The following is a 13,914-nucleotide window of genomic DNA, read 5'->3' on the forward strand; positions in this document are numbered from 1 at the left end:
GAACCCGAACCTGTCTGTCCTCTGAGTCGACTTGAGTTCGCCGAATGTTAACGAGAGCGTGCGGAGGTCGAGTTGAACAAAGGAAATCCGGCGTAGAAACGCCGGATTTTCGTGGTGAGCGACAGGCTGCGTCCGAAGAGCCGTCTATGCAGTATCTGGTTGGCAAACCTACGGGAGTGCGATAGCGGAGCGGGGCGTGTCGGCGGTCGGCTCACCCTCGCCCCTGGGCCGGGCGTCATCGACCGGCCCAGGGAAGCGGTCTCGGGTCAGCCCGCGGCCGCGGAGCGCAAATGGCCGGTCTCGGCGATAGCGGCCAACTCCGCGTTGAAGCGATCGGCGGCTTCGATATTGCCGAGGTGGCCGGTGGGCCACACGTGGTACGCGGCCAGATGGCCCGTCTCGGCGAGCGCGTCGGCGATGCGGCGCGACATGCGTTCGGGCAGCAAGCGGTCGTGCGCGCCCGCGATCACGGTGGTCGGCACCGTGAGGGAGGCGGCGGCTTCGGCGAGATCCATGTCGGCCAGCGCGGCGGCGTGCCTGCCGCGCGTCAGCGGCCGGCACGACCGCACGATGCCCAGCGCGAATTCCACCTGGTCGGCGGTCGCGTGCGGAGTCATCACGCGCGCCTTGAGCAGCGCGCTGGCCGGCCAGCCGCCCGGCAGCGGAACCGGCGCGGTGAGCAGCGTCTCCGAGACGATCATGGGCATCCGCACGGTGGCGCCGAGCACGGTGATCGGCCGGTCCGCCAGCGTCAGCGGCTTGTTCAGCAGCGGAAGCAGGTCGGTGTCGTAGCGGATGTTGCCCGAGGAACTGTTCAGCAGCACGGCGGCGGCGGCCTGCTTGCGCACCTGCTCCGGATAGCGAGCGGCCCACGCCTGCACCGTGATCCCGCCCATGCTGTGACCGACCAGAACGGCTCGTTGCCCGGGGCGGAGCGTCGCATTCAGGACTACCGAAAGGTCGTCGGCCAGTGACTCTTTGGTGGGGGCCGACTTGCCGAGTTCGCTGGCGCCGTGGCCGCGCTGGTCGTAGCAGACCACGCGATACCGGTCGGCGAAGGCGTTGATCTGCGGGTTCCAGTACTCGATGCTGCAGCTCCAGCCGTGGATCAGGACGATGACATCGCCCTCCGCGGGACCGTACGCGTGTACTCGCAGGCGAGCGCCGTCCTTGGTGGTGACGGGGATGACCGCGTGACGGGCGGTGGGCGCGTTCAACGACGCGGTCCGGAAGGTGCGGGACCGCAGTCCGGCACGGTAATCGGCGGTGAGCGCACCGTTGTGCGCGTCCGCCAGCGTCCTCATCGACTTCGCCAGCATGAGCACTCCTTTGTGTCCACCGTCACCGTACAGTGCAAGCAAGGTGCTTGCTAGTGCTAGCGCTGCACGACGGCATTCCTGGTGTATATCGGGGAGTACCCCCGGAATCGCAACCGCAAAAGATCATTTCGGAATGAACCGGGTTGTGAGGTATCGGACGTATCGCCACCCGGTTACGGTTGACTTCGTGGATATCGCGCAACCTTCCTCCGGCCCCGCTACGGAGCTGGGACCCGAGCCGAGGACCGGTTGGCGCGGCGTCGGACTTCCCCTGCTCGTCGCGGGTGTCGGAGTGGGCGTCGGGGTGCTGCTGCATTTGCGCGATCCGCACGTCGAAGGCTCCTACGGGACCTGCCCGGTCTACGCGCTGACCGGTTGGTACTGCCCCGGCTGCGGCGGGATGCGCGCCGTGCACAATCTCACCGACGGGCACGTGCTCGACGCCCTGCACAGCAACTTGCTCGCGATCCCGCTGGTCGTCGCGTTCGTGGTGTGGGTGACGGACTGGACCGTCCAGGCGTGGCGCGGGCAGAAGATGCGGCTGCCGTCGATCAGCCGGACCACCATGTGGACATTCTTCGCCTTGCTGGCGATCTACACCGTGGTGCGCAATACGCCGTGGGGAACCCTGTTCACACCCGTGTAACACGCCGATGTGGGGGCACCCTCAGGTATGAACGATTCGCTGAAGACCCGGGTGCGGGAGAAGTTGCTGCGCCAGCTCATCGAGGATCCGCGGGATACCGAGCACGACGACCCCCGGCAGATCGCCGTGGAAACCGATCTGGACGCGCTGGCGAACGTCCCCGAGGACGATCCGCTCGTCGAGGAACTCGCCGCCCGCTATCTGGTGTTCTGATCAGGCCGTCGACGCGCCGCCGTAGGGCGGCAGCTGCGGTAGCCGCTCGGCGAGCAGCCAGCTGTCCCACAGCGGGCGCAGCGAGACCAGGCTGTAGTGCCCCGCCAGGTCGGTGAACTCCTCGGTGGTCACCGACGAGTGGCGGTAGCGGATGGTCCACTCCCGCAGCAGGTCGAAGAATCCCGAATCGCCGAGTTCCAGGCGCAGCGCGTGCAGGGTGAGCGCACCCCGTTTGTAGACGCGATCGTCGAACATGCGCTGCGGTCCCGGATCGCCGATGACGATGTCCTGGGGCTCGCGGGAGAGGTTGTGCCGCGCGGCGCGGGCCAGCTGGTCGGCGGTGGGTCCGCCCGCGGCCTCCGACCAGATCCATTCCGCGTAGCAAGCGAAGCCTTCGTGTAGCCAGATATCGCGCCACTGCCGGATGGTCAGGCTGTTGCCGAACCATTGATGGGCCAGCTCGTGCGCGACCAGCCGTTCGGCGCCGCGCCGGCCGTCGCAATGGTTGGCGCCGAAGATGGAGATGCCCTGCGCCTCGATCGGGATCTCCAGCTCGTCGTCGGTGACGACCACGGTGTAGTCCTCGAACGGATAGGGACCGAACTTCTCGCTGAAGATCTCGAGCATCCGCGGCTGGCGAGCGAAGTCGTGGTCGAAGTTGACGCGCAACCGCGGCGGTAGGACGGCGTGCATCGGCACCGCGGAGTGCGAGGGGCCGATGCGGTGCTTGCGATAGTGACCGATCTGGATGGTCGCCAGGTAGCTCGACATCGGTTCGGGCTGCTCGTACACCCACGTGGTCTGACTGGCCTTGGTCTGCTTGCGCAGCAGGGTTCCGTTCGCCACCGCGTAGTAAGGCGAATCGGTGGTGATCGAGATCCGATAGCTCGCTTTGGAACTCGGGTGGTCGTCACAGGGGAACCAGGACGCCGCGCCGTTGGGCTGGCTGGCCACGAGCGCGCCCTCGGTGAGTTCCTCCCAGCCGACCTCGCCCCACGGCCCGCGCACCGGTTTCGGGGTACCGCCGTACTGCACCACCAGCGCCAGCACGCCGCCCGCCGGAATCCGCTGCTGCGGCGTGACGATCAACTTGCCGTGCTGATGTGCGAATTTCGCGGCCTTGATCCCGTTGACGGACACCTTCGACACGCTCAGCGCCTGGGCGAGATCGAGTGCGAACCGGGTGCGCACCTCGGTGGTGACCGCGGTGATCGCGGCGCGCCCGGTGAGGCGGTTGGCGGCAACCCGGTAGGCCAGCTCCAGCTCGTACCGGGTGACCCGATACCCCCGGTTGCCGTTCTGCGGGAGGTACTCGTCGATGGGGGCTTCGTAGAACTTGCCCGTCATCAGCGCGCCCCGGGGTCGCCCGTGAACCAGGGCGCGATCGGGTTGCCCCACCAGCGCGTCGAGGCGGGCACCGTGTCACCGCGCATGACCAGCGAAGCCGGGCCGATGGTCGCGCCGTCGCCGAGCGCCGAGGCGGGCAGCGCCACGCAGTGCGGACCGAGGGTGGCGCCGGCACCGAGAGTGACGGTGTCCATGGCCATGATCCGGTCGTGGAACAGATGGGTCTGCACCACACAGCCGCGTTCCACGGTCGCGCCGTCGCCGAGAGTCACCAGGTCCGCCTCCGGTAGCCAGTAGGACTCGCACCATACCCCGCGCCCGATGTGCGCGCCGAGACCGCGAAGCCAGAGGTTCAGTACGGGCGTCCCGGTCGCCGCGCGCGCGAACCACGGCGCGGCAACCGTTTCCACGAAGGTGTCGGAGACCTCGTTGCGCCAGACGAACGAGCTCCACAGCGGGTGTTCCCCGGTGCGGATCCGCCCCACCAGCAACCATTTGGCGGCCACCGCGCTCGCCCCCGCGACAGCGCCTGCCGCCAGCAGCACCAACCCGCTGAGCAGTCCGGCGGCCAGATGGCCGAACGTTTGCGCGAGCCAGGCGAGGGTGAAAAGCACGCCGAGTCCGATCGCGAAGGTCACCAGCACCGGGACCAAGCGGCAGGTTTCGACGATGCCGCGGGCTACCCGCAAGCGCGCGGGCGGGTCGAAGGTGCGCGCGGTATCGGCGTTCTCCGCGGCGCGGCGCAGCCGGACCGGCGGGCTGCCCAGCCAGGACGAGCCGGGTTTCGCCTTGGACGGCGCCGCCGACAGCACCGCGACCAGCCCGTTCTTCGGGACACGGCGGCCGGGCGCGGTCATCCCGGAGTTGCCGAGGAAAGCGCGCTTGCCGACCTTCGCCTCCCCGATGTGCAGCCAGCCGCCGCCGAGTTCGTAACCGGCGATCATGGTGTCGTCGGCCAGGAACGCCCCGTCGGCGACGGTGGTGAACTTCGGCAGCAGCAGCACGGTCGAGGCCTCGACGCTCTTACCAATCTTCGCGCCGAGCAAGCGCAGCCACAGGGGCGTGAGCAGGCTGGCGTACAGCGGGAACAGGAAGGTGCGCGCGGAATCCAGCAGCCGCTCGGTGGCCCAGGCCTGCCAGCCGACCCGGCTGCGCACCGGGTGGTAGCCCTCGGTGAGGCCGATGCTCAGCAGCCGGACCGCGACGATGGTCGCCGCCGCGTAGACGCCCAGGCTGAGCAAGGTCGCGAGGGGAAGCACGGCGAACGCGCGCGCGGCGCCGGCGGCGAGCGTGCGGGTGTCGCGAACGAACCAGGCCAGGAACGCCCCACCGGCGCCGATACCGAGAATCGGCATGGCGGCCAATGCCATCGACGTGATCCCGAAGATGCCGACCCAGTGCCGGGCACGATCGGGCGTGTGCGCGGGCCAGCGGTGCTGTGCCTTACCGACTTTCACCGCGGGCGAACCGGCCCAGGCCTGGTCCGCCTTCACCTTGCCCGATACCGCGGAGCCGGGGGCCACCTCGGCGTTCTTGCCGATCTTGGTGCCCGGCAGCAAGATCGAGCGTGAGCCGACCACCGCGCCGGGGCCGATCGTGATCGGGCCCAGATGCACCACGTCGCCGTCGATCCAGTAGCCGGACAGGTCGACCTCCGGCTCCACACTGCACCCGTCACCGAGTTCGAGCATGCCCGTCACCGGCGGGAGACTGTGCAGGTCGACGCCCTTGCCGATCTTCGCGCCGAGCGCGCGGGCGAACGGCACCATCCACGGCGCTCCGGACAGGTTCTCGGCGCCGCTGGCCTCGGAGAGACGGACGGCCGCCCACAGCCGCAGATGTACCGCGCCACCGCGTGGATAGCTGCCGCGCCGGATGCCGCGCAGCAGCAGCCGCGCGCCCGCCACACAGATCGCCATGCGGCCGGGCGGCGAGATGAACAGCAGGAACGCGGCCAGCGTCCACCACCAGGACAGCTGGGGGAGCCAGGGCAGTGAGCCGGACCAGGCCGCGATATTGCCGACGATCGCCAGCCAGGTGAGCCACTGCAATCCGGTGAGGGTGGTGAGTGGAATGGTGGCCAGCACCTGCGCCGCCTGCGCGGGTAGCGGCGTCGGCCGCACCGTGCGCTCGGCGACAGCCACCGCGGGGGTGGTCTGTTCCAGCAGGTCGGCCAGGGCGCCGAGGCGGGGATGGTCGTAGACGTCGGCGACGGCGATCTGCGGATACCGTTCGCGCAGGGCGGTGACCAGCTGCGCCGCCGCGAGCGAGCCGCCGCCCAGGTCGAAGAAGTCCGCGTCGAGATCGCCGACCTCCGCGCCGAGAATGGCATCCCACAGTCCGGCGACCCATTGGGCGGTGCCGGTCAGGTCGTTGTCGTCGTCGTCCTCGGCGGCATTGGGCAGCGGCCATGGCAGCGCGTCGCGGTCCACCTTGCCGGAGGTGCGGGTGGGCAGTTCGTCGACCACCGCGAGCCTGGGCACCAGTGGTGCCGGAAGTTGTCCACCTAGGACGGCGCGCGCGGCCTTGACATCGAAGTCCGGGCCGGGTCCGGTCAGATAGCCGACCAGAAGCTTGTTGCCCGCCTTGGTGGTCCGGATGGCCGCCGCGGCGGCCGTGACGCCGGGCAGGTGTTGCAGAGCGTTGTCGATCTCGCCGAGTTCGATGCGCCGCCCGCCCAGTTTGATCTGATCGTCGGCGCGGCCGAGGAAGACCAGTCCGGCGCTGTCGTTGCGGACCAGGTCGCCACTGCGGTAGGCGCGCTCCCAGCCGACAGAAGGCAGCGGCGCGTACTTCTCGGCGTCCTTGACCGGGTCGAGATAGCGAGCCAGTCCGACGCCGCCGATCACCAGTTCGCCGGATTCCCCCTCGGCCACCGGGTTACCCGCCCCGTCCACGACGACCAGGTCCCAGCCGTTGAGCGGCAGGCCGATTCGGATCGGCCACCGGCCGTCCAAGCGCGCGGCGCAGGCGACCACCGTGGCCTCGGTGGGGCCGTAGGTGTTCCACACCTCGCGAGCCGAATCACCGTTCCCCGCGAGGCGCTCGGCGAGCTCCGGCGGGACGGCCTCGCCGCCGAAGATGAGCAGGCGCACCGCCTCCAATGCCTCCACCGGCCAGGTCGCCGCCAGGGTCGGGACGGTCGAGACCACGCTGATCTCCCGCCGCACCAGCCACGGGCCGAGGTCGGCGCCGGTGCGCACCAGCTCACGCGGGGCGGGCACCAGGCAGGCGCCGTTGCGCCAGGCCAGCCACATCTCCTCGCAGGACGCGTCGAAGGCGACCGACAGACCCGCCAGCACCCGGTCACCCGGACCGATCGGGGCGTCGCGCAGGAACAGATCGGCCTCGGCGTCGACGAAGGCGGCCGCGTTGCGATGGGTGACCGCAACGCCTTTCGGAGTGCCGGTGGAACCGGAGGTGAAGATGATCCAGGCGTCGTCGCCGGGAGTGGGCAGCGTCGACCAGGTCTGTTCGCGCTGCTGCTCCGCTGCGCGGATGCCCGCGGCCGTGGTCTCGATGCCTTCGGCGGTGACGATCGCGGTGACCTGCGCTTCCCCGAAGACCAGCTGGGCGCGCTCGTCCGGGTCGTCGGCGTCGACCGGCACGTAAGCGGCGCCGGAGTAGAGGATCGCGAGGATGGTCACATAGAGCCCGCGGGTGCCCGACGGCATGCGAACGCCGACCCGATCGCCGGGCCGCACGCCCGCGGTGGCGAGCCGGGCCATGGTGTTCTCGATCTCGACGACCAATTCCAGATAGGACAGCACCACGTGGCCGTCGTCGATGGCGGGGGCGTCGGGATGGGCGAGCGCCGTCGCGGTCAGGATGTCGACGAGCGTCCTGGCCTCCGGTGCGCGATCGCCGCGTGACAACGGGCCCGCCGGCGCGTCGACGTCTGTCTCGAGCATGGTGCTGTGCGCACCTCCCATCGACTTGCCTCACACTTTCCCGTTGTTGTGTCATAGCTGGGTTACCAAAGGGCAAACAGCGCTGTGGCCAGCTGTCCACGGTACCCGGGTTGTCGTCGCTTGTTGTTCACCGAACCGGATGCCGGATCGGTGGGTGCGCTGCGCGTTGTTGCAGGTGGGATCGATATTCGCCGCTCCGGTAGGGCAAAACGCTGGTGGGCGGCTCGCCCGCCGCGTTCGCCGGGAGATCGCCGATCCGAAGGTGTGATTCGGCTCATCGAGCGGTCCGGAGCTGGTCCTCGCGAGGGTCGGGACGCCCGTTTGTTCCGGCCGGTCATCGAGGGAGTCGCAGCGGGGCGCCGCGATCGGGTTCAGCGCGTTCGAGATACGGAGGCGCTCGAGAACCTCGGCTCGCGCGTCGTCGTGGGGGTGCTTGTAATGGCCGACGCGTGGTGGTTATGTCCACGCGGTGCTCGTGGGGACTCGGGTGGAACGTGGTTGACAGTGCCGGGGCGCTTCTGCCACTCTCGGGTCTGGTCATGAGTGCCAGCGCGAAGCCCCGGCTTGCTGGCCGGCAACCCTCCTCCGCGGTGGGGTGCTCCGGGTGACGACCCGGCCGCCGCCCAACCGGGCGCGGCAAGCGCGGACTCGCCGAATCGTTCGGTCGCGAGTCCCTGAGCCGACGGGATTCACGTGATGACTACTGCTGTCGACAACTCCTGTGCCGCACTCGCCCGGGTGTCCGGGGACGAACTGCGCGTGCCGCTGGTGCACGGCGGATCGGCGACCTACGCCAATTTCGACTACGCCGCGAGTGCGCCCGCCTTGGCCCAGGTCACCGACCGCGTGCAGCAGTTGCTGCCGTACTACGCGAGCGTGCACCGCGGCGCGGGCTACGCCTCGCGGATCTCCACCGAGTGCTACGAAGCCGCTCGCGGATCGGTGTCCCGGTTCCTCGACGCCGCCGACGATCAGGTGGTGGTCTTCACCCGCAACACCACCGACTCGCTGAACCTGCTGGCCTCCTGCGTCCCCGGGGACACCGTGGTGCTCGACATCGAGCACCACGCCAACTTCCTGCCGTGGACCAAGCGGGGCAGGCGCGTCGTGCAGGCCGCCGACACGGTCGAGGAGACCATCGGCAGGCTGGTCGCCGAACTGTGCAGCAAGCCGGCCGCATTGCTCGCGGTGACCGGAGCGTCGAACGTGACCGGCGAGGTGCTTCCGCTGGAACGGCTGGCCACCATCGCGCATCAGTGCGGCGCCCGGATCCTGGTGGACGCCGCCCAGTTGGCGCCGCATCGGCGGATCAGCCTGCGGGACACCGCGATCGACTACCTGGCGTTCTCCGGGCACAAGCTCTACGCGCCGTTCGGCGCCGGTGTGCTGGTGGGCAAGCGGGATTGGCTCGACGCGGCGCAGCCCTACCTCGCGGGCGGCGGCGCGGTGCGCGAGGTGCGCAGCGACGCGGCCGAATGGGCGTCCGCTCCGCAGCGGCACGAAGCAGGCTCGCCGAACGTGCTCGGCGCCGCCGCGCTGGCCGCCGCTTGTGACGCGCTCAGCGGGATCGACGCCGAAACCCTTGCCGCGCACGAACACCGGCTCGCCGACCGCCTGCGCGACGGCTTGGCCACGATTCCCGGCGTCCAACTGCTGCGGATCTGGATCGACAGCCCTGATTCCGTCGGCATCGTCGCCTTCACCCTGGACGATTTCGCCCCCGGCCACGTCGCCGCCTATCTCTCCGCCGAACACGGCATCGGTGTGCGCGACGGACGTTTCTGCGCCCACCCGCTGCTGGCCCGCCTCGGCTTGAACGGCGCACTGCGCGCCAGCATCGGCCTCGGCACCACCTCCGCCGACGTGGACCGTCTGATCGAGGCGATCGCCATCCTCGCGCGAACGGGCCCCACCTGGAACTACGCCGCCGAGAACGGCGTCTGGAACCCTACGCCCGAAACGCGCCCCTTCACCTCCACCGCCCCCACCGGCGCAGCCCCCTGCCTCGTCGGCTGAGGCCGCGCTGGTCCCGATGGCGTGGTTACACCGGATACTATCGCCGTATCCGGTAACCCGAGTTCGAGGCGGTCTCGTGAGCACCCTGCCCGTTTGGGCCACCGATCCGGCCGCCCTTCTCATCACGGAGGAGGGTTACGCGGCACTCCCGGAAGACGTCCAACGTCAGATCGAGGTGGTCGACGGCCACGTGATCGTCTGCCGGAGCGGCACCTTCGAGCACAACAACGTGGCCAGGCGACTGGCCAACGCGTTGGAACGGGGGAGCCCGGACGAGCCGTGCACCGGCGTGGTGACCCACTTCGAGATGCATTACGTGCGGAGTCGTCCGGCGAGTCCAGAATTCTCGTTTCGGCGTCCGGAGGTGGCGTTGCATCGGTGCATCGACGGTGATCGGAAATTGACGACGGCGGACGTGCTGCTGGTGGTCGAGGTGGTCTCCCCGGGATCCGAATACACCGACACTGTGGATAAATGCGCGGAGTACGCGAACGAAGGAATCCCGATCTACCTGATCGTGCATCTGGCCGCGGATCGCAAGGTGAAGATCATCCAGGAATACCGTCTGGACTGGGCGAGCCGCAATTATCGGCTGGCGGAAACCCATCAGGATGTGCTGCGGCTCAGTGATCCGTTCCCGGTCGACGTGGACCTCGCCGTGCTGGACGGTGCCTGACTGTTTCTCGAGCTGGATTGGCCGGCGCGCGCCGCGGAGCCGGTCGTGCGGGTGCGGCCGCGGGTGGCGTAGTCGAGCGCTGGGTCAGTCGCTCAGGGCGATCGGTCGGTAGTAGCGCCCGTTGTAGTACAGCAGTGGCGCGGCGGCGGGTTTCTCGTCGGTGTTGTCGTGGACCCGGGTGACCAAGCCGACAACGAAGGTGTGGTCGCCGATGGGGATCAGTTGGTGCACCGTGGCGCGCAACCAGATGGGGGTGCCGTGCAGGACCGGTTCGCCGGTGTCCAAGGTGGTCCACAGGGCGCGGTCGGTGAAGCGCTCCTCCGCGGTCCGGGAGAACCGGTGGGCCAGGTGCTGCTGGTGTTCGCCGAGGAAGTGGATGACGACTGACTCGGCGTCCAGCATGGCGGACAGGCTGGAGGAGGTGTGCGCGATATTGAACGACACAAGCGGCGGGTCCAGTGACAGCGAGGCGAAAGAGGTCGCGGTGAAGCCGACCGGCCCCTGCGGCGAAGTCAGCGTGACGACGGTGACTCCGGCCGGATAGTGGCGCATGGAGGCGCGATACTGCTCCGCGGTGATGCCGCTCAGATCATCGGGGATCTGTAGTTCCGTCTCGGGCCGTGGTGCGTCGGTCACCTCACGAAACTACGCCCGGACGCCCCGTAGGTGCGGGTGGCATTGATCGCACTCGTGCGGGCGCCGGGCTCGCCGCGAGGGCGTCGAGTCAGTCGACATCGATCGGAAGACCCGCGGTGATCCGCAGCAATTCCGGGAACGACGTGCGGAAGATGGTGTTCGGATGCCCGCCCGCTGCCCACAGCTCCCGATGGCGGCCCAGCGCGCTGTCCACCCAGGTGGGCAGGTTGGTCGGGTGACCGACCGGTGCGACGCCGCCGATGGGCTGACCGGTCACCTCCCGCACCATCTCGGCGGGGGCGCGGCTGAGCGTCCCGTCCAGGCGCGCCCCGGTCTTCGCCAGATCGACTTGGTGCGCTCCCGAGACCAACAGCAGCACCGGGTCGTCGTCGAGCAGGAACACCAGTGATTTCGTGATCGCCCCCACGTCTACGCCGAGCGCCCGTGCGGCGTCGGCGGCGGTGTGGGTCGGCTCCTGCTGGGCGACGATGAGACCGTGATGGCCCCGGGAGATGAGGGTGTCCGCGACCCGGCAGGCGACCGGTGGCAATGACGACCTGCGCATCTCACCAGGGTAGAGCGATTGCCGTCGGTACGCCGGGCAAGTCGCGCCGCCGGTTCAGTATTCCGGGTATCCTTCGGCGGGCCCGAGCATCCCGGCGATTCGCTCGCGGGTGACCCGGGCCAGTTCGGCCAGGCAGTGCGACGAGACCGGTTCGTGCGCAACCCCTTCGAAGGCGCGATCGACGTCCCGCTGGGATAGCGCGAGCAGTTCGACATCGGCCTTGCTCAGCAGCGCGTCCCGATCGGGATAGGGGCGAGCGTCGGCCAGCGTCGCGGCCCACGTCACGTTGCAGCAGCACTCGTAGAGGGCGTGAATCGCGCGACCGCGCGGCAGACCGTTGAACCGGTCGAGGCCGATTCCCCGATGCATCAGCATGGTGTCCTCCGAAACCGGCGAATGAGGTTTGCTGACTCGACCATGATCCGCTGAATCCCGAACCGGGAACCAGTGCGCCGCCGCGCAATTTGCACAGGATTTACACGTTGCGGGGTTTCGCGGCGAATCCTCGCACACCGAGCTCGCGCGGGCCGGGATACCCGCCCGGCGTGGTCTCGATACGCTGTACAAATGACTGATTGGCAGGCTTTCACCGTCGAAACCAAGGATCACGTCGCGCAGGTGACGTTGATCGGGCCCGGCAAGGGCAACGCGATGGGTCCCGACTTCTGGCGCGAGTTGCCGGAGGTCTTCCAGGCGCTCGACGCCGACCCCGAGGTGCGCGCGATCGTGCTGACCGGCTCGGGCAAGCACTTCTCCTACGGTCTGGACCTGCCCGCGATGAGCGGCACGTTCGGTCCGCTCATGGCAGATCGCGCCCTGGCCGCGCCGCGCACCGACTTCCTCACCGAGTTGCGCAAGATGCAGGCCTCGGTCACGGCGGTGGCGGACTGCCGCAAGCCGGTGATCGCCGCGGTGTCCGGCTGGTGCATCGGCGGCGGGCTCGACCTGATCGCGGCCGTCGACATCCGCTATGCCAGCGCCGACGCCAAGTTCAGCTTGCGTGAGGCGAAGGTCGCGATCGTCGCCGACATCGGCTCGCTGCACCGTCTGCCCGGCATCATCGGCGAGGGGCACCTGCGGGAGCTGGCCTACACCGCCAAGGACATCGACGCCGCGCGCGCGGAGAAGATCGGCTTGGTCAACGACGTCTTCGCGGACCAGGATGCGGCGCTGGACGCGGCGCACGCCACCGCGCGCGAGATCGCCGCGAACCCGCCGCTGGTGGTGCAGGGCGTCAAGGACGTGCTCGATCAGCGGCGCAAGGACGAGATCGCGGCGGGCCTGCGCTACGTCTCCGCGTGGAACGCCGCGTTCCTGCCGTCGGAGGACCTCACCGAGGCGATCAAGGCCGTCTTCGAGAAACGCGCGCCCGAATTCCGCGGTCAGTGACACCCGCGGCGCGCCAGTACTCCGCGAGTGCGCCGTGCCGAGCCCCCAAGGGTGGGTATCGAGGGTGGGCAAGGTGATTCGCCTCAGGGTTGCCTTGCCCTCACCCTAGGGGTGGCTGTGCGAGGCGCCGATCGTCCATATCGTTTGGGATGTCGGAAATTTCGCCTCGCATTCAGGAGCAAGAACAATGCGTATCAAGTCCTTCCTCGCCGCTGGTCTGCTGGCCACCGCCGCCGTCGCCGGGGTGTCGACGGCTGCTTCGGCCTCGGCCGCGCCGGTTTACCAGGAGGTCGCCTACGGCGGCACCTACGTCGGTACCTACGCCACGCTGAACGCCTGCCGGGCCGACGGCGAGTCGCCCAGCACCGGCGGCTACTACTGGGAGTGCATCGAGACCTGGGACGGCTACGACCTGTACATCTACTACTGAGCCACCTGACGCCGAGAAGGGGCATCCGGTTTCCGGGTGCCCCTTTTCATCTTTCGCGCCCGGAAAAACGAAAGCGGGGAGTCCGTGCACCGGACTCCCCGCTTTCGTTGTGCCCGAGGGCTTTCAGTGCCCGCCCTGGTCTTTCAGGCGCTGGATGGACGCCTCCACCTCGGCCTCGGCCTCGGCCCGTCCGACCCACTCCGAGCCCTTGACGAACTTGCCGGGCTCCAGGTCCTTGTAGCGCTCGAAGAAGTGCTTGATCGCGGCCAGCTCGAACTCCGGAACATCCTTCAGATCCTGGATGTGGTCCCAGCGCGGGTCGCCCGCGGGCACGCACAGGATCTTGTCGTCGCCGCCCGCCTCGTCGGTCATCTTGTACATAGCGACCGGACGGGCTTCCACGATCACGCCGGGGAACACCGAATCGGGCAGCAGGACCAGCGCGTCCAGCGGGTCACCGTCCTCGCCGAGGGTGTTCTCGATGTAGCCGTAGTCGGCGGGATAGACCATGGACGTGTACAGGAACCGGTCGAGCCGGACCCGGCCGGTCTCGTGATCGACTTCGTACTTGTTCCGGGAACCCTTGGGGATCTCGATAGTGACGTCGAACTCCACGCCATCTCCTTCGTGCATCGGTGCCGAGCTCGGCGACTCGGCTGCTTTTCGGCGACTGCCGACTCGGCCGCTGCGGAGTGCGCCGACTCGCCAGGTTGTTCAGGGGAACGGTTGCGCAACGAGGATAGTGTGGGCGTCGCGGATATGGGTG

The 13,914-nt window shown here is 68.8% G+C and carries 13 protein-coding genes and 1 riboswitch; of the genes, 6 read left to right on the forward strand and 7 right to left on the reverse strand.

Features of this window, described 5'->3' with window-relative positions; all coding sequences use genetic code 11:
• Positions 1–266: 266 nt before the first annotated feature.
• Entirely contained in the window at positions 267–1,319 is a 1,053-nt protein-coding gene (locus tag NG1_RS24860) for an alpha/beta fold hydrolase (protein WP_062974663.1), read from the reverse strand.
• A gap of 187 nt (positions 1,320–1,506) precedes the next feature.
• Between NG1_RS24860 and NG1_RS24865 the strand changes: the two genes are divergently transcribed.
• Together NG1_RS24865 and NG1_RS24870 are read left to right on the forward strand one after the other, a co-directional pair.
• Positions 1,507–1,965, forward strand: coding sequence for a DUF2752 domain-containing protein (locus NG1_RS24865; RefSeq protein ID WP_062974665.1), 459 nt, complete (start codon positions 1,507–1,509; stop codon positions 1,963–1,965).
• 27 nt (positions 1,966–1,992) lie between these two features.
• On the forward strand, positions 1,993–2,178 hold the full coding sequence (locus NG1_RS24870) for a hypothetical protein (protein WP_062974667.1): 186 nt from the start codon (positions 1,993–1,995) through the stop codon (positions 2,176–2,178).
• On the opposite strand, the gene NG1_RS24875 is transcribed toward NG1_RS24870, so the two are convergent.
• The gene (locus NG1_RS24875; protein ID WP_062974743.1) at positions 2,179–3,525 is read right to left on the reverse strand and encodes a M1 family metallopeptidase; all 1,347 of its coding nucleotides are present in this window, start codon (positions 3,523–3,525) and stop codon (positions 2,179–2,181) included.
• Positions 3,525–7,436, reverse strand: a complete 3,912-nt coding sequence (locus tag NG1_RS24880; RefSeq protein ID WP_062974669.1) for a Pls/PosA family non-ribosomal peptide synthetase — start codon at positions 7,434–7,436, stop codon at positions 3,525–3,527. The genes NG1_RS24875 and NG1_RS24880 overlap by 1 nt, the downstream gene beginning before the upstream one ends.
• 535 nt (positions 7,437–7,971) lie before the next feature.
• Positions 7,972–8,085, forward strand: a riboswitch (SAM riboswitch).
• Positions 8,086–8,132: 47 nt separating this feature from the next.
• Between NG1_RS24880 and NG1_RS24885 the strand changes: the two genes are divergently transcribed.
• Complete coding sequence (locus NG1_RS24885; protein ID WP_062974671.1) at positions 8,133–9,452, forward strand: aminotransferase class V-fold PLP-dependent enzyme; 1,320 nt, start codon at positions 8,133–8,135, stop codon at positions 9,450–9,452.
• A gap of 76 nt (positions 9,453–9,528) precedes the next feature.
• Positions 9,529–10,128, forward strand: a complete 600-nt coding sequence (locus tag NG1_RS24890; protein WP_062974673.1) for a Uma2 family endonuclease — start codon at positions 9,529–9,531, stop codon at positions 10,126–10,128.
• Between the two features lie 84 nt (positions 10,129–10,212).
• Here NG1_RS24890 and NG1_RS24895 read toward each other — a convergent pair whose 3' ends face one another.
• The 3 genes from NG1_RS24895 to NG1_RS24905 form a co-directional block, all read right to left on the reverse strand.
• Complete coding sequence (locus NG1_RS24895; RefSeq protein ID WP_062974675.1) at positions 10,213–10,764, reverse strand: flavin reductase family protein; 552 nt, start codon at positions 10,762–10,764, stop codon at positions 10,213–10,215.
• 88 nt (positions 10,765–10,852) lie between these two features.
• Positions 10,853–11,329, reverse strand: a complete 477-nt coding sequence (locus NG1_RS24900) for a YbaK/EbsC family protein (protein WP_062974677.1) — start codon at positions 11,327–11,329, stop codon at positions 10,853–10,855.
• Positions 11,330–11,383: 54 nt separating this feature from the next.
• Positions 11,384–11,704 (reverse strand): 2-oxo-4-hydroxy-4-carboxy-5-ureidoimidazoline decarboxylase, encoded by a 321-nt coding sequence (locus NG1_RS24905; RefSeq protein ID WP_062974679.1) that lies wholly within the window; start codon positions 11,702–11,704, stop codon positions 11,384–11,386.
• Positions 11,705–11,896: 192 nt separating this feature from the next.
• Between NG1_RS24905 and NG1_RS24910 the strand changes: the two genes are divergently transcribed.
• Positions 11,897–12,718, forward strand: a complete 822-nt coding sequence (locus tag NG1_RS24910; RefSeq protein WP_062974681.1) for a crotonase/enoyl-CoA hydratase family protein — start codon at positions 11,897–11,899, stop codon at positions 12,716–12,718.
• A gap of 187 nt (positions 12,719–12,905) precedes the next feature.
• The gene (locus NG1_RS24915; RefSeq protein WP_062974683.1) at positions 12,906–13,148 is read left to right on the forward strand and encodes a hypothetical protein; all 243 of its coding nucleotides are present in this window, start codon (positions 12,906–12,908) and stop codon (positions 13,146–13,148) included.
• 123 nt (positions 13,149–13,271) lie between these two features.
• Here the strand turns inward: NG1_RS24915 and NG1_RS24920 are convergent, their stop codons facing one another.
• Positions 13,272–13,763, reverse strand: a complete 492-nt coding sequence (locus tag NG1_RS24920) for an inorganic diphosphatase (RefSeq protein WP_040864523.1) — start codon at positions 13,761–13,763, stop codon at positions 13,272–13,274.
• Positions 13,764–13,914 lie beyond the last annotated feature (151 nt).

Origin of the sequence: Nocardia gamkensis NBRC 108242 (assembly GCF_001612985.1) — a bacterium.
GTDB lineage: Bacteria > Actinomycetota > Actinomycetes > Mycobacteriales > Mycobacteriaceae > Nocardia > Nocardia gamkensis.

Excerpts from the sequence above, each read along its gene's own strand:
- NG1_RS24860 (WP_062974663.1), bottom strand. The coding sequence starts at position 1,319 with ATGCTGGCGAAGTCGATGAGGACGCTGGCGGACGCGCACAACGGTGCG.
- NG1_RS24870 (WP_062974667.1), top strand. The coding sequence starts at position 1,993 with ATGAACGATTCGCTGAAGACCCGGGTGCGGGAGAAGTTGCTGCGCCAG.
- NG1_RS24875 (WP_062974743.1), bottom strand. The coding sequence starts at position 3,525 with ATGACGGGCAAGTTCTACGAAGCCCCCATCGACGAGTACCTCCCGCAG.
- NG1_RS24880 (WP_062974669.1), bottom strand. The coding sequence starts at position 7,436 with ATGCTCGAGACAGACGTCGACGCGCCGGCGGGCCCGTTGTCACGCGGC.
- NG1_RS24885 (WP_062974671.1), top strand. The coding sequence starts at position 8,133 with ATGACTACTGCTGTCGACAACTCCTGTGCCGCACTCGCCCGGGTGTCC.
- NG1_RS24900 (WP_062974677.1), bottom strand. The coding sequence starts at position 11,329 with ATGCGCAGGTCGTCATTGCCACCGGTCGCCTGCCGGGTCGCGGACACC.
- NG1_RS24905 (WP_062974679.1), bottom strand. The coding sequence starts at position 11,704 with ATGCTGATGCATCGGGGAATCGGCCTCGACCGGTTCAACGGTCTGCCG.
- NG1_RS24910 (WP_062974681.1), top strand. The coding sequence starts at position 11,897 with ATGACTGATTGGCAGGCTTTCACCGTCGAAACCAAGGATCACGTCGCG.
- NG1_RS24915 (WP_062974683.1), top strand. The coding sequence starts at position 12,906 with ATGCGTATCAAGTCCTTCCTCGCCGCTGGTCTGCTGGCCACCGCCGCC.